The organism is Shinella sp. (assembly GCF_052438155.1).
GTDB lineage: Bacteria > Pseudomonadota > Alphaproteobacteria > Rhizobiales > Rhizobiaceae > Shinella.
Genome location: NZ_JBQVPI010000007.1, coordinates 87,455 through 109,286, shown reverse-complemented (window position 1 = coordinate 109,286; position 21,832 = coordinate 87,455). Strand labels below are relative to the sequence as shown.

Below are 21,832 nucleotides of genomic sequence, written 5' to 3'. Positions count from 1 at the left end.
CAACAAATCAAATCTGACGCGAAAACCATCAACCGAAACGGCCGCGTGCCCAGTCGTCCAGCCGCTGCTGCAGGATTTCCTTGTCGCCTTCGGACAGAACGGCCCGCGTCGCGCGCAATTTCTCCAGCGCGTCTTCCCGCCCCTCGCGTGACGCCAGCGTGAACCAGAACGCGGCCTGCAGCAGGTCCTTTTCGACCCCGCGGCCTTCCTCATAGAGATTGCCCAGATTGACATAGGCGGCAACCGCACCGAGCCGGGCCCCACGTGAATAGAAGTCGAAGGCCTTCTTCGGGTCCTTCTCGACGCCCTTGCCGTCCTTGTAGAGATTGGCAAGGTTGACCATGGCACTGCGATCGCCGAGATCCACGCCCTTCTGAAAATTCTCTGCGGCGACCTTCAGATCGACCTTCGTGTCGAGCCCCTTGAGATAGATGAGGCCCAGCTTGTCGTAGGCAGCGCCCCAATTCTGGTTCGCCGCCTTTTCCAGCCAGATGCGCGCCTTGCCGTAATCCTGCGCGACACCCTGGCCCTGGAAATACATGTAGCCGACATTGCTCTGGTCTTCGGGATGCCCGCGTTCGGCGGCATAGAGATAAAGCTCGAAGGACTTTGCCAGATCGAGCTTCACCCCGAGGCCCTTGCGATAGAGGTTGCCCATATTGTGATAGGCGGCGAGATTGCCGGCGGCCATGGCCACTTCATTGAGCTTGTAGGCCTCCTCGCCGCGGCCGGCCTTGTCGAAGGCACGGGCAAGCAGGGTCTTGAAGCGCATATTGGCCGGATCGCTCGCCACCGCCGCCTCGCAGGCCGGAACGGCGATCTGCGGATCAAGATTGGCATATTCCACGCTCGGACCGATACGTTCCGGATCGGAAGGATGGGCCGCCGCAAGATCGCACGGCGTCGCCTCGACGACCTTGGGACCGCCAGCCTGCGGGATGAGCACGACATCGCGGACGAGCGACGAATTCTCCCACGGGATCTGCTCGCCGCCGGTCGCCTCGACCACACGGGCCCGCGTTTCCTTGAAGATCGCCTCGATCGATTGCCCCGGCGTGCGCAGCGCGGCGGTCAGCGCCTTGGTATAGGGGCTGTTCCCGCCCTTGCCGTCCTGCGCAACGTCTCCCGGCGAAGTGGAGAAGGCGATCAGCGTTCCCGTATGCTTGCTGACGATGCGGGCAAGCCCGCGCGACAGGGAATCGCCGTTGCCGATGGAACGGGTCTTGCCGTCCTTGCCGAGGAAGGGGTTGTCCCGGCAGGCATCGAGAATGAAGATGATCGAACCGGCCTTCGTGCCCTCAAGCTGGCGCAGCACCTGACTTGCCGACATGGCGACGAGCGGCAGGTCCATCGCATCGGCAATCCTGGCATCGATCGGCACCAGGAAATTCTCTTCCGACGCCTGCAATCCATGGCCGGCATAATAGACGAGCACGACGGAGTCGGGCTCGATCTTGTTGCGGAAGTCGATGAGTGCGCGCTCCATGCCGGACTTGTCGGCATTGCGCACGAGCTGCACCTCGAAGCCCACGTCACGCAACGCCGCATCCATGGCATCCGCATCGGCCAGCGCGTTCTTGAGCGGGGGTAAATCCTTGTAGGCTTCATTGCCAAGCACAAGCGCAAGGCGCTTGACCGGAGACGCTTCGGCAAAGGCCAGCCCAGGAAGGAGAATGAGAAAAAAGGAAAGGGCATAAACAAGAAGGCCATGACGTCGCATGTCCATCAACTCCTCTCCACAGTAATTCTGCAGCACTGCCAGAAATCAGGCCGTCAATAGTCGCTTCTCGATGAATGAGTAGCCGAACTGCTTGCTTTTTGAGTTTTCTGAACCTTGGTGACTTTCACAGGTTGTTTTTTGACAACCTTCGCACACCGGGAAGACTTTGGATTCGTCTTGCAAATCTCCGGCGCACCAGCCGTCGTCTCGCAACCGCTGATGATCATCGATGCCGTAAAAAGAGCGACGAGCGCCGATATCTTCCCTGCCAGCAATCTCGCCATGGCCCATCCCCACTTCGCACGGTTATGGCTTGAGAATACAATACTGTCGAAAGAATTAAGTGCCCACATCCTCCGGGTTTATCTAGCGCTTGTCAAGTTTGGAAGCGTCGTGCTCTATGCTCTCTGTCGGACAATTCAAGGCGGGCCACGGAAGGGTCGATCCGGCCAGGGGCGTTTCCTATGATGCTCTTCGGGAAGAACAAACCGGATGGATTGCGGCGTCTCCTGGCGCAGAGTGCCCATGCCGCGGACATCGCCAGGACCATCGTCGCGCGCGCCGACGACATAGGCCGGGCCGCACCCATCGAACGCCGCATCGATCCGGCACGCGGCACCATGCTTGAGACGAGTCGACTGGCTGGCGAGCGCGTTTTTACGCTCGGAATGGCCTGGGCCGTCACCGGCCATGCCGCGTTCCGGCGGCGGATCGTCAGCGAAATTACGGCCGCTGCCCGGTTTCCCGATTGGAACCGGCAGATCTTCATCGACACTGCGGAAATGGCCGCTGCCGTGGCGATAGGCCGAAACTGGGTGCAGCCCGTCATGGCGAAAAGCGAACTGGCGCTGGTTGACGATGCCCTTCTTCGCCATGCGCTGCTTCCCGGCCTCCATTCGCTGCGCGGCGGATCGGGCTGGGCAACGGCGTACACCAACTGGACGCTGGTGTGCTGCGGCGGCCTGATCGCCGCTGCCGCGCTGACGCGCTCCGCCATGCCCGAAACCTGCGACGAACTGCTCGATCTCGCGCTTGCCCCGTTCCGGTCGGCCCTGTGCGTTTTCGACGCCAAGGGCGGTTGGCCGGAAGGCGCCGCCTATGGTGCCTACGCCGCGCGCTACGCCGTCCTCGCCATCGAGGCGCTCGCAGAGGCAGGCCTCTCCCATCGCGTGCCCGATGAGGCTGACCGCCTGCCTGCCCACTGGCGCTTCCAGCGGGCGCTCGTCGGCCCGTCCGGTCAGGGTTTCAATGCGGGCGATGAGCCGCCCGTGCACGAACGCTCCCCCATGCTGGGCTGGTTTGCCACACGCAGCCGAGAGGAGGGCGCCGCCGCATGGCAATGGCAGGCACCGGGTGCGGCCCATGCCTTCGATCTCCTCTGGTACCATGCGCCGCCCGAGCCGTCGGTCTCCGAAGCCCTACCCCGGATCGAGCTGTTCGACGCCGGATACGCCATCCTGCGCCACCACGCGGACGGACGGGAATGGTATCTGGCAGCACGCGCCGGGTGCAACACCACAAACCATTGCCATGCCGACCTCGGAAGCTTCGTGCTCGACTTGGGGGGAAACCGTCTTGTCTGCGATCTCGGGCGCGAAGACTATGCGGCGCCGGGCTATTTCGATCCCGCACGCCGCGCATCCTATTTCCTGACGCAGACCCGTGCGCACAATGTCGCCTTTGCCGACGAACAATCGAAAGAGGCGGAGGCGACCATCGTGGCGGACGGTCCTCGGATAGTGCTGGATATCCGCGACCCCGCTTCGCCGTTCCGGCATCTGCGCGGTTTTGCGCCCGGCGAAAATGGTGGCGTCGTCGTTGCGGACCTGATCGTGCCGAAGCGCGGCGGCGACGGGCCCTCGGTCCTTTGGCAGTGTCACACGCAGGTTGCGGCTTCCGATAGCAACGGACGGGTCCGCCTCGGCGATGGCGGCCAAGCGATCAGCGTTCGCCTTTATGCGCCCGCCGAACACCCGCTAACGATCGAGCCGGTCGCGGCCGATGAGGACCGCTTCAGCCAGATTCGGCGCTTGACCGCCCGGCTTGCCGTGCCGGCCGACGGCCTGTTCGTCGCATGCCTGTTTTCCGACCGGGAAGGTGAGCCGGCTCAACAGGCCCTGGAAGCCTGGATGAGGCAGATCGCCAGCGTGCGATGGCATAAACAATCAGAGGAGGCATGAATGGATCTTCTGCGGTTCTTCCGGGCCGATCGAGAGCCCGCGGCCACGGCCGCAGAGCAGAACGATCTCTACATCTACCGCTCGGCCGGGCCGAAACGCATCGTGGTCGTGACGCTGTTTGCGGTGGCTCGCGACAAACACGACGAGATCATCGCCAAGGTCGGCAAGACCTTTGCCGGTTATGACAAGATCGTCTACGTCACCGACGTGCCGCAATTCCTGCATTTTCGCGCCGCCGGCGCGGCGTTCGAATATTTCCCGTCGCTCGCAGAGCAGGCGCGGCACTGCGATACGCTTTCCTGGCACGCCTATCTGAGTGCCCGCTGGGAGATCATCCTTGCCAAATGGCAGCCCGAGCATGTTCTGGCCTACGGCGCCAACATCGACCGTTTCCTCGCCGCGACAGAGGAGCGGACTGCATGACGGTTTGCCGCTACGACATCGTTTTCGTCGCCGACGTGCGCTTCGAGGGGGGCACGTCCACGGCCCTTGCGGCGGAAATGGCGGCGGCGGCGCGCGAAGGCTGGAGCACGGGGCTCCTCATGGTCAAGGGACCGATCCTCGGCCTGCCCTTCCCGGTGCATGCGGATATCCGCGCCCATCTCGACAATGGCCTGACGGACCGGGTCGATCCGGCGCAGAAAGTCGAGGCCCGGCTGCTGCTGCTGCACCATCCCGGCATCCTGATAAACCCGCTGCAGCCGCGACCGATGATCGAGGCCGAAAAAGTGGTGATCGTGCTGCACCACCCCGCCATCGACCGGGCGGGAAACCGGCAATATGACGTTGCGACCGTCGTGAAACACGCGCGCTTCGCCTTCGGCAAGCCGGTGCTGCTGGCACCGGTCAGTGCCGTCGTCCGCAAAAGCCTGCCGCGCCATTTGCCGCAGGACTGCGCCCTGCTGGAAGAAGACTGGCACAACCTCATCGACCTCGACGACTGGCCCTGCCGCAAACCAAAGGCCCTCAAGATGCCGGTGCGCATCGGCCGACATTCCCGTCCGCACCCCCAGAAATGGCCCGACACGCTCCAGCAGGCAAAGGCCGTCTATCCGACGGATACCAGGCGCTATGAAATCCGCATGCTGGGCGGAGAGGAATTCCTTCAGGCCCATTACGGCGAGATCCCGGAAAACTGGAATCTCCAGCCGTTCGGCTTCGTGGGGGTCGCGGCATTCCTCGCGGACCTCGATTTCTATGTCTATTACCACAGCGACGCCTGGTCGGAGGCTTTCGGCCGTGCGATCCTGGAGGCGCTCGCCGTCGGCCTCGTCACCATTCTTCCAAAACATTTCGAGCCGCTGTTCGGCGATGCAGCACTCTATGCCGTGCCCGATGATGTCAAGATGCTCATCGACCACCACATCGCCAACCCGGCCCTCTATGCCGCCCAGAGCGAGCGCGCCCGCCGCTTTGCCGTGGAGCGGCACAGCATCGCGCGTTTTGCCGGCCGGATTGCCGCCCTGATACCCACCGATGCGGATAACCCGCCGTCACCCGTAACCCTCATGCCGCCGCTACCGGCGCGTCCCGTGCTCTTCCTGTCGTCGAACGGTGTCGGCATGGGACACATCACCCGCCAGATGGCCGTCGCCGACCGCCTGCCGCCGGACCTCGTTCCGGTTTTCGCAACCATGTCCTATGCCGCGAAGGTGGCGGTCGATGCCGGCTACCAGACGCATTTCTTCAACCATCACCGGGCCATGGGCGCGGATACGCAGGACTGGCGCAGCGTCTTCGCCGACGAGCTTTTCGAACTCGTCAGCCATTTGAAGCCCGCCGTCATTGCCTATGACGCGACAGCCGTCTTTCCCGCCATCGCCGACGTGCTGGCGCTCTTTCCGGATATCTATTCCCTCTGGATGCGCCGGCCGATGTGGCGGGAAGGCCATCGCCTCTTCCTCGATCTGGAAAGCGCTTTCGACGCCGTCATCGAACCGGGCGAGTTTGCCGAGGAATTCGACACCGGGCCGACCAGGGATGTTCGCCACCGCGCCTATACGGTGCCGCCCGTGCTGCACATCATACCGGAAGATCGCATGGACAGGCGTGAAGCCCGCCACCTGCTCGCTCTGCCGGCGGACAGCACGGTTGTCGCTCTGCAGATCGGCTCGGGCAACAATTTCGACATGGCAGGGGTTCGCACGGCCGTCATCGACGCTGTGCTGTCGCATCCCGATACGGTCATCGTCGAATTCCAGTCACCGATTCGCGCGGCCGTCGAGCCCGTCCAGCCATCGGGTCCGCGCCACCTGGTGCGCGAGGCCTATCCCATTTTCCGCTACAGCCGCGCCTTCGACGCTGCCGTATCGGCCGCCGGCTATAACGGTTTCCACGAAAACCTGCTCGGCGCCATCCCGACCCTCTTCGTGCCGAACGAGGCCGATGAAATGGATATGCAGCTCAGCCGCGCCCGTTGGGCGGAACTCAACGGCTACGGCTGGACCATGCGGCGCGACACCGACCTGCCGCGCTGCCGCGACTTCATCGCTCGGCTTCTCGATCCATGGCAGCGGCGCCACATAGCGGCGCGCTGCGAGGCCATCGACTGGCAGAACGGCGCCGAGAGGATCGCCGCCTTCATCACCGATCACGCGCGGCTCGTGCGCTCCGACCGCAAGCTCGCCGAATCGCTCTAGGGTATTGTTTGTCGCATGATCCGGCGCCGAAGCGGCGCCGCTTCGGCTGGAAATGCTCACATGGGCGAAATTCAGACTATTCAGGTTGCCGAGGACGCATCACTTGGTCGAGTTCCAAGAAAACTCGTGCCACAAAGAGATTGAATGCGGCAGATACCGTCCGAACCGCCTCTTCCTGGTTGAATTCGAATGGGTCGGCCGGCTTGAAGACCTCTGCTTCGTTGAGCATCGACCATTTTCTGGTCTGTGCTTCCGCCTTGGTGATCACGCCCTTCTCCAGCAGCGCTGACAGGAATCGTTTGCGAAGTGGATTTGAAGAGGGGCCGATGCAAGCGAACAAGTTCAGGCCGCCGTTGCCATACTTGAGCTCGAAGAGAACGAGCCGCCCTGAAGCTGTCCAGTCCTTCGAAGACAAGAAGCCAGGTACGGCGTCCCACTCGGTAACGCCGAAACGAACATTCCCCGACGCAGGCTCGTCAGGGACAACGGTGATGCCTGGCGTGCTTGCCCCTTCTGCGAGATCACCGGCCTGAGACTTTAGCGTCTCGAACAGCTGACGAAGGGGGTTGGGCCGATTCCGCATCAGATAATCCAAAGCCTCGCCATGCTGCGCCCAAAGCTGTCGTGCGGCATCCTTGAGCATATGATCGCCCACGTGGTGCCTCCTCATCATTGAAATGTAGTGAACAAGGGTTTCGCGCGCTGGAGTATGTAGACCCTTGGCGGCAATCTCATCGAATTTATGAACGACCTGAGCAAGACGCAATTGCTCCCAGTTATCCTGAGCGGCCTCGTCAGTCTTTGTCATGAATACGAATTTGTGGGTCCAACCATCATTTGCCAACCAATGGCGTTCGACAATTCCCCGATATTTTTGAAGCTGGTCTTTTCCCTGGCTTGCATCGATCTTCAGCTCGAAAACGATGATAGTCTTCGTGACAGGAAGCACGATCATCAGATCGATATCCCTCCACTCTCGCCGGATTTCGATGGCAGTGGCGTTCCGTTCCAGCAGACCCTTTGCGTCGAAAGGAGCATCACCGTCGAAGAGAACCTCTAGAAATGCCTCCAACAGTCGTGACCCATAGCCATGCGGCTTGCGGGGATCGAGCATGTAGGCGAGGAAGCTTCCGTGGCGAATCTCCGCACGGACCATTCCAGTCGCTTCAAAGGGGCAGAAGCGATTAAAGCGGCTGGAAAGCAAGGTGAACTCTTTGCTTTCGATCATCGAATCGAAGCGCAGAGCAGCATCAACTTTAATGGTCGTCTCCATTTCATCCGCAAGCGTACGGATCGCCAGCGTCATATTATTCACTGCGCAAAATAGAGACGCCGCATTGGAACACAAGCAGAATGCCTCTGGTCAACGGGTGTCGTCGCCTACTTCTTCAAAGTTGCGATTTCATATCGCTCGATTGAGCGAAGACGTAACCCGACGGTAACCGCGCCCTCTTTCGCCGCTTCGGCTGGAAATGCTCCGAGAGCCAAAACCACAAAAGCCCCGGCGAACCGAGGCTTTGAAGGTCTTGAAGATTTGGAGCGGGTGAGGCGATTCGAACGCCCGACCCCAACCTTGGCAAGGTTGTGCTCTACCCCTGAGCTACACCCGCTCATCATCGTCGGCCTGGGGTAGTGGTTGGCCGAAGGTCGCTGCTGCGTTGCGGCGACGGGCGCTATATGGCCCAAGGCCTTTTTAAATGCAACAGAGAAATGTCGGATTTTGCAGAAAAAATCGTGGCGGCTTTCAAAGCGCCGGTTTTCCGGGCGGTTGCGCTGGGGCTGCCGAAGCCCTATCAGCGGGCAGGAGCAATTCATGCCGGGAAGACCAGAATGACCGACACGCAGCCGAAGACCGACAAGGACCTCTTTCAGTTTCTCGATGGGCTCGGCATCGCCCACAGCACGAAGGAACACGCGCCGGTCTTCACCGTCGCCGAATCGGTGGCGCTGCGCGACGAAATTCCCGGTGGCCACACGAAGAATCTTTTCGTGAAGGACAAGAAGGACAATTATTTCCTGATGACGGTCGAGGAGCATGCGACGGTCGACCTCAAGTCCATCCATTCCGTGATCGGTGCGGCAAGCCGCGTCTCCTTCGGCAGGCCGGAAAAGCTGATGGAATATCTTGGCGTCATCCCGGGCGCGGTCACCGCCTTCGGCGTGATCAATGATGCCGCGGGCAAGGTGAAGATCATCATCGATGCCGACCTGATGGCCTATGACACGATCAATGGGCATCCGCTGCGCAACGATGCAACGACCTCGATCGGCTCGAAGGACCTGTTGCGCTTTATCGAAGCGACCGGACACGAGCCGCTTGTCTTGAAAGTCACGTCCTGACATACGATTTTGGGCGCAGCGACGACGGATTAAAGGCGCGCGGTTCGCGCCACAGGAGAGACCCATGAGTGCAGGCGACAACCCCTATGCATCGTCCTATGGCGGGCAAATGAACGTTTCGGCGAACTATGGCGGCGCGGCACCGGCGGCGGACGACCTGATCAAGGACACCACGACCGCGAATTTCACGCGCGACGTGCTGGAAGCCTCGCGTCAGCAGCCCGTTCTGGTCGATTTCTGGGCGCCCTGGTGCGGCCCGTGCAAACAGCTCCAGCCGATCATCGAGAAGGTCGTGCGCGAAAGTGCGGGCCGGGTGAAGCTCGTCAAGCTCAACATCGACGACCATCCCTCCATTCCCGGCCAGCTCGGCATCCAGTCGATTCCCGCCGTCGTCGCCTTCGTCAACGGCCGGCCGGCCGATGGCTTCATGGGCGCCGTGCCGGAAAGCCAGGTGCGGCAGTTCATCGACAAGATCGCCGGCCCCGCGGGCGCCGACGAGAAGGCCGAGATCGAGGCGCTGCTGGCCGAAGCCAAGACGCTGTTCGACGCAGGCGATCTCGATGGCGCAGCCGATCTCTACAGCACCTTGCTGCAGGCCGATCCGGAGAATGCGGCCGCTCTTGCCGGCATTGCCGACTGCATGATCGCCGTCGGCCAGCCGGAGAATGCCCGCCAGGCGCTCAGCGACCTGCCGGAGGCGGTTGCTGCCGATCCGGCCGTCGTGGCCGTGCTGAAAAAGCTCGACCAGATCGAGGAAGCCCGCAAGCTCGGCGATCCGACAGCACTCGAACAGGCACTGGCGCTCGACCCCGACGACCATGCCGCTCGGCTCAATCTCGCCAAGATCCGCAATGTCGAGGGCGACCACCAGGCGGCGGCCGACCATCTGCTGCTCATCATGAAACGCGACCGCACCTTCGACGACGACGGTGCCCGCCGTGAGCTTTTGCAGTTCTTCGATGTCTGGGGACCGAAGGACCCGGCGACGATTGCCGCCCGGCGCAAACTGTCGTCGATCCTGTTTTCCTGAGGCATTTTTCCGTGGAACGGTGCGGCCTCCCTTGAGAAATGCCGCACCTACCCCACATTCGGGAGGAGGCGCGAGGACGAGGGGCGGGAGATTTTCACCGCGCCGCGGACCGACCGGGAATGGGAAGGCAATGCCATGCATGTGGGAAATGCGCGTTATCTGAAGCCGGCGGACCTGCCCGAGGCCATCCCCGTCTTTCCGCTGACGGGCGCCCTGCTGCTGCCCGGCGGGCAATTGCCGCTCAACATCTTCGAGCCGCGTTATCTCTCCATGTTCGACGACGCGCTCGCCACGCACCGGCTGATCGGCATGGTGCAGCCGGTTTTCGGCGACCACCGCACTGATGACGCCACGAGCGAGACGCCGGCGCTGTGCCAAGTCGGCTGCATCGGCCGAATCACCTCGTTTGCCGAAACCGGTGACGGGCGCTACATCATTTCGCTCACCGGCGTATGCCGCTATCGCCTGCTCGAAGAGGTGCGCGACAGCAAATCCTACCGCAGTTTCCGCATCGCCCCCTTCATCACCGATCTGACCGCGCACGACGACGATACGGGCGTCGATCGCGATGCCCTGCTGTCCGCCTTCAAGGCCTATCTCGACGCCAACAAGCTGGAAGCCGACTGGGAGAGCGTGGAACGCGCCAGCAACACGACGCTGGTCAATTCCATGGCGATGATGTCGCCCTATGGACCGGCGGAGAAACAGGCGCTGCTGGAGGCGCCGGACCTCAAGACCCGCGCGGAAACGCTGATCGCCATCACCGAGATCGTGCTGGCGCGCAGCTACGGCGATGTCGACACGATGCTGCAATAGGACGCCAGCAATGAATGCCAGCACCAGCCAGGTCGATCCCAAGCTGCTCGAACTGCTCGTCTGCCCGCTGACCAAGGGCCGGCTGAGCTACAATGCGGCAACCGGCGAACTGATTTCGGAAAAGGCAAAGCTCGCCTATCCGATCCGCGACGGGATCCCGATCATGCTGATATCGGAAGCCCGAGAGATCAAGGACTGAGCTAGATTCTCTGCCCGACCAGCATGCGCGGATGACCGCCGCCGGATGTGCCTTCCGCCTGGCGGATGAAGAAGGATTTGAGGCCCGGCAGGCGATCGACGACGCCGAGGCCGACATCGCGCAGCACGCGCAGCGGCGTGGCGTCGTTGGAGAACAGACGGTTCAGCACATCCGTGGTGATGCCCATGCGCACCGTATCGAAGCGGCGCCAGGTCTCATAACGCTCCAGCACAGAGATCGCGCCGATATCGAGGCCGAGGCGGTCGGCCTCGACGATCGTTTCGGCGAGCGCCGCCACGTCCTTGAAGCCGAGATTGAGACCCTGACCGGAAATCGGGTGAATGCCATGCGCCGCGTCGCCGGCAAGCGCAAAGCGCGGTGCGACAAAGGCGCGGGCAAGCGTCAGGCCGAGCGGAAAGGCGCGGCGGCCGCCGACGACCTTCAGGCTGCCGAGCTTGTGGCCGAAACGGCGCTCCAGCTCTTCCTCGAAGACCAGGTCATCACTCTCGACGAGGCGGCGCGCATCTTCCGTGCGCTCGGTCCAGACAAGCGAGGAGCGGTTGCCGGTGAGCGGCAGCGTGGCGAAGGGGCCGGCGGGCAAAAAGTGTTCTTCTGCCGTGCCATCATGCGGGCGCTCGTGCTCGACCGTCGTGACGATGCCGGACTGGCCGTAGTCGAAGCGCACGGTCTTGATGCCGGCCATGTCGCGCAACTTGGAACGCACACCATCGCAGGCAACGAGCAGCCGGGTCTGGCGCTCGGAACCATCCGAAAGACGGACTGCCGTGGCATGTTGGCCGGTGGTAAAACCCTCTGCTGAGGTCGCCCAGCGCACAGCAATACCGAGCACCTCGGCCTGGCGCAGCAGGCTGCCGGTCATCGCGCGGTTCGGCACCATATGGGCGAAGGGCTGGCCGTCGTCACCGGAGCCGGTTCCCTCGAAGGTGAGGAAGACCGGGCGGACGGGATCGGCCGTGCGCGAATCGGTAATGACCATGCGGCGGATCGGTTCGGCTTCCGGCGCGATCTCGTTCCACACACCAAGCACGTCGAGCAGGTTGCGCGCCGCGGCAACGATCGCCGAGGCGCGCTCGTCCTTCTGCCAGACATGCTCCGGCGCGCCATCGACGACTTCGACGGCGAGGTGCGGCGCGGCTTTCTTGATCGACACGGCCAGCGACAGGCCGACATAACCACCGCCGGCGACAAGGACGTCGAGCATGGGGGCTTCGGGCATGGCGTTCTCCTGGACGCTTGAGGTCTGCTTTTGCTCTATATAGAGGAAGAAGGCCCGCTTTCCTACCTTGGGCCACCCTTGGGAGCCACGTCCAAATGTCGCGCCAACCTGAACAAAACCCCGCCATGGATGTCCTTCTGGAGACGCTCGACCTGGAACGGCTGGAGATCCGGCTGTTTCGCGGCAAGAGCCCGCAGGTCGGCTGGCAACGTGTGTTCGGCGGGCAGGTGATCGGCCAGGCGCTGGTGGCGGCGACGCGAACCGTCGAAGAACCGGGCCGCTTCGTGCATTCACTGCATGCCTATTTCGTGCGGCCGGGTGATCCCGCCGTGCCGATCCTCTACGATGTCGAAAACATCCGCGACGGCGGTTCCTTCGCGACGCGCCGCGTCGTCGCCATCCAGCACGGCAAGCCGATCTATTTCATGACGGTGTCCTTCCAGGACGACGAGGACGGTTTTGAGCACCAGGCCCCCATGCCGAACGTGCCGCCGCCGGAGGAATTGCTCGGCGAGGCGGACCTGAAGGCGCAGTTCATGACGCAGGCGCCATCGCATATCCGCGCCTATTGGGAGCGCCCGCGACCGATCGAACTGCGCCCCGTCTCGCTCACCCATTATTTCTCGCGCGACAAGCTGGAGCCCAGCCAGAACATCTGGGTGCGCACCACCGGGCCGGTGCCGGCCGAACGCCACCTCCAGGCAGCGGTGCTTGCCTATCTCTCCGACATGACGCTGCTCGACACGTCGCTCTTCGCACACGGCACCTCGGTGCTCGACCACTCGCTGCAGGTGGCGAGCCTCGACCATGCCATGTGGTTCCATCGGCCGCCCGTTCTCGACGACTGGCTGCTCTACAGCCAGGACAGTCCGTCAGCATTTGGCGGCCGCGGCATGACCCGTGGCGCAATTTTCACCCGTTCAGGCACCCTCATTGCCTCCGTCGCCCAGGAAGGGCTGATTCGGAAAAAGGCAACTGAGTAATTTTTACTCATTGGCCTACTAACGCCTATTTTTTGACCATTTGCGGTGATGATTTTTTGCGCCGCAACATCGGCGCGATTTTTATCGATTTAAATTCATAACCTTAGCGGATCATTTTCGATCCGTTCGAATCTGGCACGCCCCTTGAATGTGTAGTTCCCAGTCGTTGCGTTTGCCGCGGCAAGGAGAGATGGCCCCGGCTGGGGGACAAGCACGAAGGATGGGAACCAGATGAAAATCGTAATGGCCATTATCAAGCCGTTCAAACTCGATGAGGTGCGCGAAGCCCTCACCGCCGTTGGCATCCAGGGCCTGACGGTGACCGAGGTGAAGGGTTACGGACGCCAGAAGGGACACACGGAAATCTACCGTGGCACCGAATATGCCGTGAGCTTCCTGCCGAAACTGAAGATCGAGATCGCCGTGCCGAGCGATATCGTCGACACCGCCGTCGAAGCAATCACCGTTGCCGCCAAGACCGGCCAGATCGGCGACGGCAAGATCTTTGTCTACTCCATCGATCACGCCGTGCGCATCCGCACCGGCGAAACCGATTCCGAAGCGCTTTAAGCAAACGGCCTTTCAGGGAGCCTATTTACAATGTCGTCATTCAAGTTTTCTCATACCCTTTCCCGCGTGGCTGCCGCCACGACGGCCATGTTTGCGCCCGTTGTCGCCTTCGCGCAGGAAGCAGCGCCAGCTGCGACCGAAGCCGCTGCTGCGGCACCGGTTCCGGACAAGGCCGATACCGCCTTCATGTATCTCGCCACCATCCTTGTCCTGTTCATGCTCGTCCCGGGCCTCGGCCTGTTCTACGGCGGCCTCGTGCGCGCCAAGAACATGCTGTCCGTGCTGATGCAGTGCACGGTCATCGGCGCCGTCATGATGATCGTCTGGGTCGTCTATGGCTATTCGTTCGCCTTCGGCGGCTCGACGAGCGCCTATTTCGGCGGCTTCGGAAAGCTCTTCCTGTCAGGCGTCACGATCGACAGCACGTCGGCCACCTTCACGGATGGCGTCGTAATCTATGAATATGCCTTCATCGCCTTCCAGATGACGTTCGCCGCCATCACGCCGGCCCTCATCGTCGGCGCCTTCGCGGAGCGCATCAAGTTCTCGGCCGTGATTCTCTTCACCGTGCTCTGGGCCACCTTCGTCTATTTCCCGATCGCTCACATGGTCTGGGACGCCAATGGCCTGATCTTCGGCATGGGCGCTCTCGACTTCGCCGGCGGCACGGTCGTTCACATCAACGCCGGTGTTGCAGGCCTCATCGGCGCAATCATGGTCGGCAAGCGTACCGGCTTCGGCAAGGACATGATGGCGCCGCACTCGATGACGCTCACGCTCGTCGGTGCCGCAATGCTCTGGTTCGGCTGGTTCGGCTTCAATGCCGGCTCCAACCTCGAAGCATCGGGCGGTGCGGTCCTCGCCACGATCAACACCTTCCTCGCAACCGCCGGCGCGATCGTTGCCTGGTGCCTGGCGGAAAACTTCACCCGCGGCAAGGCTTCGATGCTGGGTGCTGCCTCGGGCATGATCGCCGGCCTCGTCGTCATCACCCCGGCGGCCGGCTCGGTCGGTCCGATCGGTGCCATCGTGCTTGGCCTCATCGCCTCGCCGGTCTGCTACTTCTTCGTCTCCACGGTGAAGAACAAGTTCGGCTTCGACGACACGGCTGACGTCTTTGGCGTTCACGGCATCGGCGGCATCATCGGCGCTGTCGGCACCGGCATCTTCACGGCACCGAGCCTCGGCGGCACGGGTGCTGCAGACTTCTCCATCGTCTCCCAGACCTACACCCAGATCGTCGCCGTTCTCATCACCATCGTCTGGTGCGGCGTCGTCTCGGCGATCCTCTACAAGATCGTCGACATGGTCGTCGGTCTGCGCGTCTCCGTCGAAGCCGAGCGCGAAGGCCTCGACCTCTCGTCCCACGGCGAAGCAGCTTACCACTCGTAAAAAGTTCGCGGCGGCTAAAGCAATTCCAGCAGAAGTGCGCAGCGGTTTTGCGTCCGGAACTGCGTAAGAACCAAGGGCAGGAGCATTTTCACGACTCGAAGAAAAGCGGAAATCCTCCTGCCAGCCGCTGCCACGATCCCGTCGCGGCCATAGGAAACTATGCCGCCCTTGGCCCGGACCCTTGTGTCCGGGCTTTTTTATGCGTGGAGCGCTCGCCAGTCTGGGTAAATGCCCGCCAAATTTGCATGGTTAATACGCCATTAAGGCTTCTTTCGTAGGGTTTACAGTCAGGCACATCCGCGAATCGCGCGGGCGCTGTGCAATTTTCCTTGGCGTGGAACACAGGCTGTACCCATGAGCAGAAGCATTTCGGCAGGACTGGATAACCGTCACGACCGTTTCGTTCTGTCGGCATTCGTCTGGCGACAGACGCAGATCCTGTTCGGGCTCTGCGTCTTCCTCGGCCTCGCCTTCGCCATTGCCGCACTCTCCACCTGGAATGTCGCGGACCCCAGCCTCTCCTATGCCTCGAGCGGCGACCCGGCCAATATCCTCGGTTATTCCGGCGCCGTCTTTGCCGATCTCTTCATGCAGTTCTTCGGCCTTGCCAGCGTCATCGCACTGCTGCCGGTCGTCGCCTGGGGGCTGGCGCTGATCAGCGGCCGGCGCTTCAACCGCGTGCCGCAACGCGCAGGCGCCTGGTTCGGCGGCGCGATCCTCGCCTCCGCAGCACTCTCCTGCGTTCCAGCACCCGTCACCTGGCCGCTGCCGACCGGGCTTGGCGGCGTCTTCGGTGATATGATCCTGCGCTTCCCGGCCCTCTTCACCGGCGCCTACCCGACCGGCATGTTCGCGAACATTCTTGGCGGCATCATCGCCATTCCCGCCGCCTGGCTGATGGCCTTCAGCGCAGGCCTCATCGGCTCCGTCGCAATCGACGACGAGGAGGACTTTGCCCCCGTCCCGACGGCGAGCCGCGCCCGCACGATTGCCGAGGAGAACGAGGATGACGAGCGGGGAGGCCCGCTCACCGTTCTCGCCGGGGCGATGACCCATGCCTGGTACACCGGCCACGCCCGCTTGCGCCGTCTCTTCGGCCTCGGCAACCAGCGCCGCCGGGCGCGTGGTATCGAGCAGCCCTACGATTTCAACGAGGACGAATTCGGCACGCTGAACGAGCCGGCGCGCGCCCGCACGCCGACGCGCTCCACCGAGCGTGTCGAGCCCTCGCTTGACGGCCGCCGGGTGGTTACCGCCCCGCCGATGGCCGCCGACGATGACGATGTGCCCTTCGATATGGACGAGCCACTCACCCGACCGAGCGGCATCCTGTCGGACGACGATTCCGACGACATTGCCGCCGACTGGGCACCGCGCCGCGCGCCTCCCCGGCAGACGGCACCGGCCACAACCGCACGCGTGGCACCGCCCGCCGCACGGCCGAAGCCCGGCCAGCGCATCGAGCGCGAGGCGCAGACCTCGTTCGTCGGCGCGGACGGCTTTGCGCTGCCGCCGATCCACCTGCTCGCCGAACCGCGCGGCCAGGTGCGTGACAGCACGCTTTCCGCCGACGCACTGGAGCAGAACGCCCGCATGCTGGAAGGCGTGCTGGAAGATTTCGGCGTCAAGGGCGAGATCATCCATGTCCGCCCCGGCCCGGTCGTGACCCTCTATGAACTGGAGCCCGCACCCGGCATCAAGTCGTCGCGCGTCATCGGCCTTGCCGACGATATCGCCCGCTCGATGAGCGCGATCGCCGCCCGTGTCGCCGTCGTGCCGGGCCGCAACGCCATCGGCATCGAGCTGCCGAACCAGACCCGCGAAACCGTCTATCTTCGCGAACTCATCGCCAGCCGCGATTTCGAAACCAGCAAGACGAAACTCGCCATGGCGCTCGGCAAGACGATCGGCGGCGAGCCGGTCATTACCGATATCGCCAAGATGCCCCACCTGCTCGTCGCCGGCACCACCGGCTCGGGCAAGTCGGTCGCCATCAACACCATGATCCTGTCGCTGCTCTACCGGTTGAGGCCGGAACAGTGCCGGCTGATCATGATCGACCCGAAGATGCTCGAACTCTCCGTCTATGACGGCATCCCGCATCTGCTCTCCCCCGTCGTCACCGATCCGAAGAAGGCCGTCGTCGCCCTCAAATGGACGGTGCGCGAGATGGAGGAGCGCTACAAGAAGATGTCAAAGATCGGCGTGCGCAACATCGACGGCTTCAACAGCCGCGTCGAGCAGGCGCTGGCCAAGGGTGAGCAGATCAGCCGCACCGTGCAGACCGGCTTCGACCGCCAGACCGGTGAGGCGATGTACGAGACCGAGGAATTCGATCTCCAGCCGATGCCCTATATCGTCGTCATCATCGACGAAATGGCCGACCTGATGATGGTCGCCGGCAAGGACATCGAAGGCGCCGTGCAGCGGCTTGCCCAGATGGCGCGTGCCGCCGGCATCCACGTCATCATGGCGACGCAGCGTCCTTCGGTCGACGTCATCACCGGCACGATCAAGGCGAACTTCCCGACCCGCATTTCCTTCCAGGTGACGTCGAAGATCGACAGCCGCACCATCCTTGGCGAGCAGGGCGCCGAACAGCTGCTCGGCATGGGCGACATGCTCTACATGGCCGGCGGCGGGCGCATCCAGCGCGTGCACGGCCCCTTCGTCTCGGACGGCGAGGTGGAAGCCGTCGTTGCACATCTGAAGAGCCAGGGCGCACCGCAATATCTCGATGCCATCACCGAGGACGACGACGAGGACGGAGAACCGGGCGGCGGCCCTGCCGGTACTGCCAACCTCGACGATTCGGACGATCCGTACGACCAGGCGGTGGCCGTGGTGTTGCGCGACGGCAAGGCCTCGACGTCCTATATCCAGCGCCGTCTCGGCATCGGCTACAACCGCGCCGCCTCGCTGATCGAACGCATGGAGAAGGAGGGGCTGATCGGCCCCGCAAACCACGCCGGCAAGCGCGAGATCCTCGTGCCGACGGAAGACGAAATTTCGGGACGATGACCGGGAACGGAGCGCCTCGAGCGGCGTTCCAATCCTCACGTCCCTCGGTGCGGGCCGATGCCATCATGGCGCCGCGTTTGGCTCGCATGACATGCCCATGAAGGAGACTGACATGACCCGATCCGAGAATGGTCGCGCGACCGGAACGCTGACGCGCCGCGGCTTTACCTGCCTGATGGCCTTCACGCTTACCGCCGGCCTTTCGGTGCTTTCGCCCGTCGAGGCGTCGGCGCAGGCAAGTGCCACAGCGCAGAAGATCGCCGACCATTTTTCGTCGGTGAAAACCATGATGGGCGAATTCGTGCAGTTCGGCCCGCGCGGCGAACAGACCGGCGGCAAGTTCTTCATCGACCGCCCGGGAAAAATCCGCTTCAACTATGAAGACCCCTCGCCGATGCGCGTGATCGCCGACGGCAAGTCGGTGGTCATCGGCAACCGCAAGCTCAAGACCTGGGACATCTACCCGCTCTCCAAGACGCCGCTGAACCTGCTGCTCGGCAACAAGATCGACCTGTCCGCCAAGATGGTGCGCAACGTCAAGGAAGAGGCGGACCTGACGACCATCGTGCTGGGCGACCGCAACATGTTCGGCGATTCGACCATCACCATGATGTTCGACCCGAAGACCTATGACCTGCGCCAGTGGACGATCACCGATGCCCAGGGCAAGGACACGTCCGTGATGATCTTCAACGTGAAGACCGGCGTACCGCTCGACGACAAGGTATTTTCGATCCCCTACGAGGAAATCCGCAACCGCGGAACGAAGTAATAAGCCGTTTCCGTTTCGGAACACATGCGCTACAGCGCCGTGCGCCATTCGTGACGCACGGCGCTGTAGCATTATAAAATTGCTGCATAATTTTATCCTTAAACCGATACCGGTTTAAGGAATTATGCAGTAAGACGCCCCGACCGGCCCGTGAGAACGGGCCGGATGTTTTTGAGGGCGAAACAAGCATGGCACTTTCGATTGCGACGTGGAATATCAACTCCGTGCGGCTGCGCATGCCGCTCGTCGAGCATTTCCTGAAGACGTTTGCGCCGGACATCCTGTGCCTGCAGGAAACCAAATGCCCGAACGATCTGTTCCCTTCCAAGCCGCTGAAGGCGCTTGGCTACGAGCACATCGTCATACACGGCCAGAAGGGCTATCACGGCGTCGCCACCATTTCCCGCCTGCCGCTGACCGAGATCGTCGAGCGGCGTGACTATTGCGGTGTCGGCGATGCGCGCCACGTCTCGGTGCTCTTCCATCACCGGGGCAAGTCGATCCGCCTGCACAATTTCTATGTGCCGGCCGGCGGCGACGAGCCGGACCGCACGATCAACACGAAATTCGGCCACAAGCTCGATTTCATCGAGGAGATGAAGCTGCTGCATGCGGAAGCCGAAGCCGGCATTTCCTCGATCCTCGTCGGCGACCTCAACATTGCGCCGCTGGAACACGATGTCTGGTCGCACAAGCAGCTCCTGAAGATCGTCAGCCACACGCCGATCGAGACCGAAGGCCTGAACGATGTGATGACGAAGGGCGCCTGGGTCGACCTGATGCGCCGCAAGGTGCCGGCCGAGGAGAAGCTCTATACGTGGTGGAGCTACCGCTCGGCCGACTGGCAGGCCGCCAACAAGGGCCGCCGCCTCGACCATATCTGGTCCTCCGCCGACCTCGATCCGCACCTCACCGACATCAAGGTGATCCGCGAGGCGCGCGGCTGGGAACGGCCGTCGGACCACGTGCCGGTCATCGCCGAGTTCGATTTCTGAGATTTAGGCAAACCGCCCGGCAAGGCCGCGCATCTGGGTGATCATCGCCGCGAGGTTTTCCCGGATGCGCGCATCGACGAGCACGGCGACATCCGGATATTCCTCCAGCATGCGCCGGAACAACGGGCGGTTGATGCGGATGACCTCGCTGTCCTCGATGGCCACCGCCGTATATTTCCGCTCAACCGCAGAAATCATCGCAAGCTCGGAGAGCAGCGTACCAGCGTCCGCCGAGCCTTCGTCGCGCGTCGAACCGTCCCGCAGCGTCGAGGTCAGGCCGAACGCGCCATAGGCGACGACGAAGCCGCAATCCGCAGACGTACCCTCGCGAAACAACGTCTGCCCTTCCACAAGCCGGCGGCGTTCGGCGCCGAAAGCCATCAGCCGCAACTTGTCATCGGAAAGCCCCGCAAAGAGCGGCACGCGGGACAGAAGGGCAATGTCGTCAGCGAGTGCCACGTCGGGCGCTCCTCTTGGATTACGGTACGATCTTGTACCCGCCGTTCTCTGTCACGAGAATCTCCGCATTGGAAGGGTCGCGCTCGATCTTCTGGCGCAGGCGGTAGACGTGGGTCTCCAGCGTGTGGGTCGTCACACCGGAATTGTAGCCCCAGACTTCCTCCAGCAGCACGTCACGCGTCACCACCTTCTGGTCGGCGCGGTAGAGGTAGCGGATGATGGCCGCCTCCTTTTCCGTCAGCCGGATTTTCTGGCCATTTTCCAGCGTCAGCAGCTTCTGGCCGGGCTTGAACGTATAAGGGCCGACGCTGAAGGTGGCGTCCTCGCTGCTCTCATGCTGGCGCAACTGCGCACGGATGCGCGCGAGCAGCACGGCGAAGCGGAACGGCTTCGTCACATAGTCGTTGGCGCCGGCTTCGAGCCCGAGGATCGTGTCCGAATCGGTGTCGTGCCCGGTCAGCATGATGATCGGCGCCTTGAAGCCGCCCTTGCGCAGCAGCTTCACCGCCTCGCGGCCGTCCATGTCCGGCAGGCCGACATCCATGATCAGCAGGTCGATCTGGTTGGCGCGGGCCGTCTGGATGCCCTTGCCGGCAGTGGTTTCCTCGAGCGTGGTGAATTCCTCATAGAGCGAAAGCTGCTCGACGAGCGTTTCACGGAGGTCGTTGTCGTCGTCGACTAGAAGGATCGTGCGGGATGTCATGCTTTACCTCTCGGCATTCCCCTGGAAAGTAAGGGAGTTGTGCCCAAAATTCAAATGGAAGGGATGGCCTTCCGGGTGCGCCTATGTCTTAGCCTGTTAAATCGCCCCGTGGCGCGAATATGGCAGGGACAGATGAGCCGGATCACTTCTCCTAAACATTGCGTGAAGACTATCCTCGTACGCCCGGCACCGGGCAACAAGACCCGCGCGATCGTGCAGGTCGGTTCCTTGCGCATCCCCGCCGTCATCGGGCGCTCCGGTCGCACCAGCCGCAAGCGCGAGGGCGATGGTGCAACGCCCATCGCCGCCATGCAGCTTCTCTCCGGCTTCCTGCGAGGGGACCGGCTGTCCCAGCCGAAGACAGCCTTGCCGCTTCGCCGCGTCCGCCCCTCCATGCTCTGGTGCGACGATCCCGGCCATCCTAACTACAATCGCCTGGTCCGCGCCCCCTTCAAGCCGAGCCATGAGGACATGCAGCGCGAGGACGCGCTCTACGACATCTGCCTCGTGCTCGATTGGAACGTCACATCGCGCCGTCGCAATGCCGGATCGGCGATCTTCTTTCATCTTTTCGACCCGGACCGCCCGCAAACCGCCGGCTGCATCGCCGTTTCCCGACGGAACATGCTGCTGATCCTGCCGCATCTGCGCCGCGGCACGGTCGTGCGGGTTCTCTGAATTTTCTGCCGGAGCACCGCTGAAATAGCGCGCCGCCGGACCTATATGCATCCCGACCGTCGCCAGGCTGCAAGGCGCCACGGGAAACCTTCGGGTTC

General features: G+C 62.7%; 20 protein-coding genes and 1 tRNA gene. 14 read left to right on the top strand and 7 right to left on the bottom strand.

Annotated elements, in window-relative coordinates; genetic code table 11:
- Positions 1 to 28: 28 nt before the first annotated feature.
- Both ACT6VE_RS15025 and ACT6VE_RS15020 read right to left on the bottom strand, forming a co-directional pair.
- Positions 29 to 1,726: a caspase family protein gene (locus ACT6VE_RS15025; RefSeq protein WP_444799374.1), complete on the bottom strand. Its 1,698-nt coding sequence runs from the start codon at positions 1,724 to 1,726 to the stop codon at positions 29 to 31.
- A 39-nt stretch (positions 1,727 to 1,765) separates the two neighbouring features.
- Positions 1,766 to 2,011: a hypothetical protein gene (locus ACT6VE_RS15020; protein WP_444799373.1), complete on the bottom strand. Its 246-nt coding sequence runs from the start codon at positions 2,009 to 2,011 to the stop codon at positions 1,766 to 1,768.
- A gap of 173 nt (positions 2,012 to 2,184) precedes the next feature.
- Here ACT6VE_RS15020 and ACT6VE_RS15015 point away from each other — a divergent pair, with 173 nt between their 5' ends.
- Genes ACT6VE_RS15015 through ACT6VE_RS15005 form a run of 3 tightly spaced genes read left to right on the top strand, consistent with a single transcriptional unit; the run spans position 2,185 to position 6,539 of the window.
- A complete protein-coding gene (locus tag ACT6VE_RS15015; protein WP_444799372.1) occupies positions 2,185 to 3,900 on the top strand; it encodes a heparinase II/III domain-containing protein in 1,716 nt (571 codons plus the stop codon).
- On the top strand, positions 3,901 to 4,323 hold the full coding sequence (locus ACT6VE_RS15010; RefSeq protein WP_444799371.1) for a hypothetical protein: 423 nt from the start codon (positions 3,901 to 3,903) through the stop codon (positions 4,321 to 4,323).
- A complete protein-coding gene (locus ACT6VE_RS15005; RefSeq protein ID WP_444799370.1) occupies positions 4,320 to 6,539 on the top strand; it encodes a glycosyltransferase in 2,220 nt (739 codons plus the stop codon). Before ACT6VE_RS15010 ends, ACT6VE_RS15005 begins: the two co-directional genes overlap by 4 nt.
- 76 nt (positions 6,540 to 6,615) lie before the next feature.
- On the opposite strand, the gene ACT6VE_RS15000 is transcribed toward ACT6VE_RS15005, so the two are convergent.
- The gene (locus ACT6VE_RS15000; protein ID WP_444799369.1) at positions 6,616 to 7,845 is read right to left on the bottom strand and encodes a PD-(D/E)XK nuclease family protein; all 1,230 of its coding nucleotides are present in this window, start codon (positions 7,843 to 7,845) and stop codon (positions 6,616 to 6,618) included.
- 229 nt (positions 7,846 to 8,074) lie between these two features.
- Positions 8,075 to 8,149 (bottom strand) — tRNA-Gly (locus tag ACT6VE_RS14995).
- Between the two features lie 220 nt (positions 8,150 to 8,369).
- Here ACT6VE_RS14995 and ACT6VE_RS14990 point away from each other — a divergent pair.
- From ACT6VE_RS14990 to ACT6VE_RS14975, 4 genes are all read left to right on the top strand, one after another.
- The gene (locus ACT6VE_RS14990; RefSeq protein WP_444799368.1) at positions 8,370 to 8,879 is read left to right on the top strand and encodes a prolyl-tRNA synthetase associated domain-containing protein; all 510 of its coding nucleotides are present in this window, start codon (positions 8,370 to 8,372) and stop codon (positions 8,877 to 8,879) included.
- A 64-nt stretch (positions 8,880 to 8,943) separates the two neighbouring features.
- Positions 8,944 to 9,909: a thioredoxin gene (trxA, locus tag ACT6VE_RS14985; RefSeq protein ID WP_444799367.1), complete on the top strand. Its 966-nt coding sequence runs from the start codon at positions 8,944 to 8,946 to the stop codon at positions 9,907 to 9,909.
- 135 nt (positions 9,910 to 10,044) lie between these two features.
- A complete protein-coding gene (locus ACT6VE_RS14980) occupies positions 10,045 to 10,725 on the top strand; it encodes an LON peptidase substrate-binding domain-containing protein (RefSeq protein WP_444799366.1) in 681 nt (226 codons plus the stop codon).
- A gap of 10 nt (positions 10,726 to 10,735) precedes the next feature.
- Entirely contained in the window at positions 10,736 to 10,924 is a 189-nt protein-coding gene (locus ACT6VE_RS14975; protein ID WP_069060679.1) for a Trm112 family protein, read from the top strand.
- Position 10,925: 1 nt separating this feature from the next.
- Here ACT6VE_RS14975 and ACT6VE_RS14970 read toward each other — a convergent pair whose 3' ends face one another.
- The gene (locus tag ACT6VE_RS14970; protein ID WP_444799565.1) at positions 10,926 to 12,146 is read right to left on the bottom strand and encodes a ubiquinone biosynthesis hydroxylase; all 1,221 of its coding nucleotides are present in this window, start codon (positions 12,144 to 12,146) and stop codon (positions 10,926 to 10,928) included.
- Positions 12,147 to 12,256: 110 nt separating this feature from the next.
- Between ACT6VE_RS14970 and tesB the strand changes: the two genes are divergently transcribed.
- The 6 genes from tesB (at position 12,257) to ACT6VE_RS14940 (ending at position 19,894) form a co-directional block, all read left to right on the top strand.
- Positions 12,257 to 13,144, top strand: a complete 888-nt coding sequence (gene tesB, locus ACT6VE_RS14965) for an acyl-CoA thioesterase II (RefSeq protein WP_444799365.1) — start codon at positions 12,257 to 12,259, stop codon at positions 13,142 to 13,144.
- A gap of 231 nt (positions 13,145 to 13,375) precedes the next feature.
- On the top strand, positions 13,376 to 13,714 hold the full coding sequence (locus ACT6VE_RS14960) for a P-II family nitrogen regulator (RefSeq protein WP_444799364.1): 339 nt from the start codon (positions 13,376 to 13,378) through the stop codon (positions 13,712 to 13,714).
- A gap of 30 nt (positions 13,715 to 13,744) precedes the next feature.
- Positions 13,745 to 15,106, top strand: a complete 1,362-nt coding sequence (locus ACT6VE_RS14955) for an ammonium transporter (RefSeq protein WP_444799363.1) — start codon at positions 13,745 to 13,747, stop codon at positions 15,104 to 15,106.
- A gap of 354 nt (positions 15,107 to 15,460) precedes the next feature.
- A complete protein-coding gene (locus ACT6VE_RS14950; protein ID WP_444799362.1) occupies positions 15,461 to 18,127 on the top strand; it encodes a DNA translocase FtsK in 2,667 nt (888 codons plus the stop codon).
- Positions 18,128 to 18,224: 97 nt separating this feature from the next.
- Complete coding sequence (locus ACT6VE_RS14945; protein ID WP_444799361.1) at positions 18,225 to 18,899, top strand: outer membrane lipoprotein carrier protein LolA; 675 nt, start codon at positions 18,225 to 18,227, stop codon at positions 18,897 to 18,899.
- A gap of 188 nt (positions 18,900 to 19,087) precedes the next feature.
- Positions 19,088 to 19,894, top strand: coding sequence for an exodeoxyribonuclease III (locus ACT6VE_RS14940; RefSeq protein WP_444799360.1), 807 nt, complete (start codon positions 19,088 to 19,090; stop codon positions 19,892 to 19,894).
- Between the two features lie 3 nt (positions 19,895 to 19,897).
- On the opposite strand, the gene ACT6VE_RS14935 is transcribed toward ACT6VE_RS14940, so the two are convergent.
- Positions 19,898 to 20,353, bottom strand: coding sequence for a cyclic nucleotide-binding domain-containing protein (locus ACT6VE_RS14935; protein ID WP_444799359.1), 456 nt, complete (start codon positions 20,351 to 20,353; stop codon positions 19,898 to 19,900).
- A gap of 19 nt (positions 20,354 to 20,372) precedes the next feature.
- Entirely contained in the window at positions 20,373 to 21,056 is a 684-nt protein-coding gene (locus tag ACT6VE_RS14930) for a response regulator transcription factor (RefSeq protein WP_444799358.1), read from the bottom strand.
- A 132-nt stretch (positions 21,057 to 21,188) separates the two neighbouring features.
- Here ACT6VE_RS14930 and ACT6VE_RS14925 point away from each other — a divergent pair, with 132 nt between their 5' ends.
- Positions 21,189 to 21,734, top strand: a complete 546-nt coding sequence (locus ACT6VE_RS14925; protein WP_444799357.1) for a L,D-transpeptidase family protein — start codon at positions 21,189 to 21,191, stop codon at positions 21,732 to 21,734.
- Positions 21,735 to 21,832 lie beyond the last annotated feature (98 nt).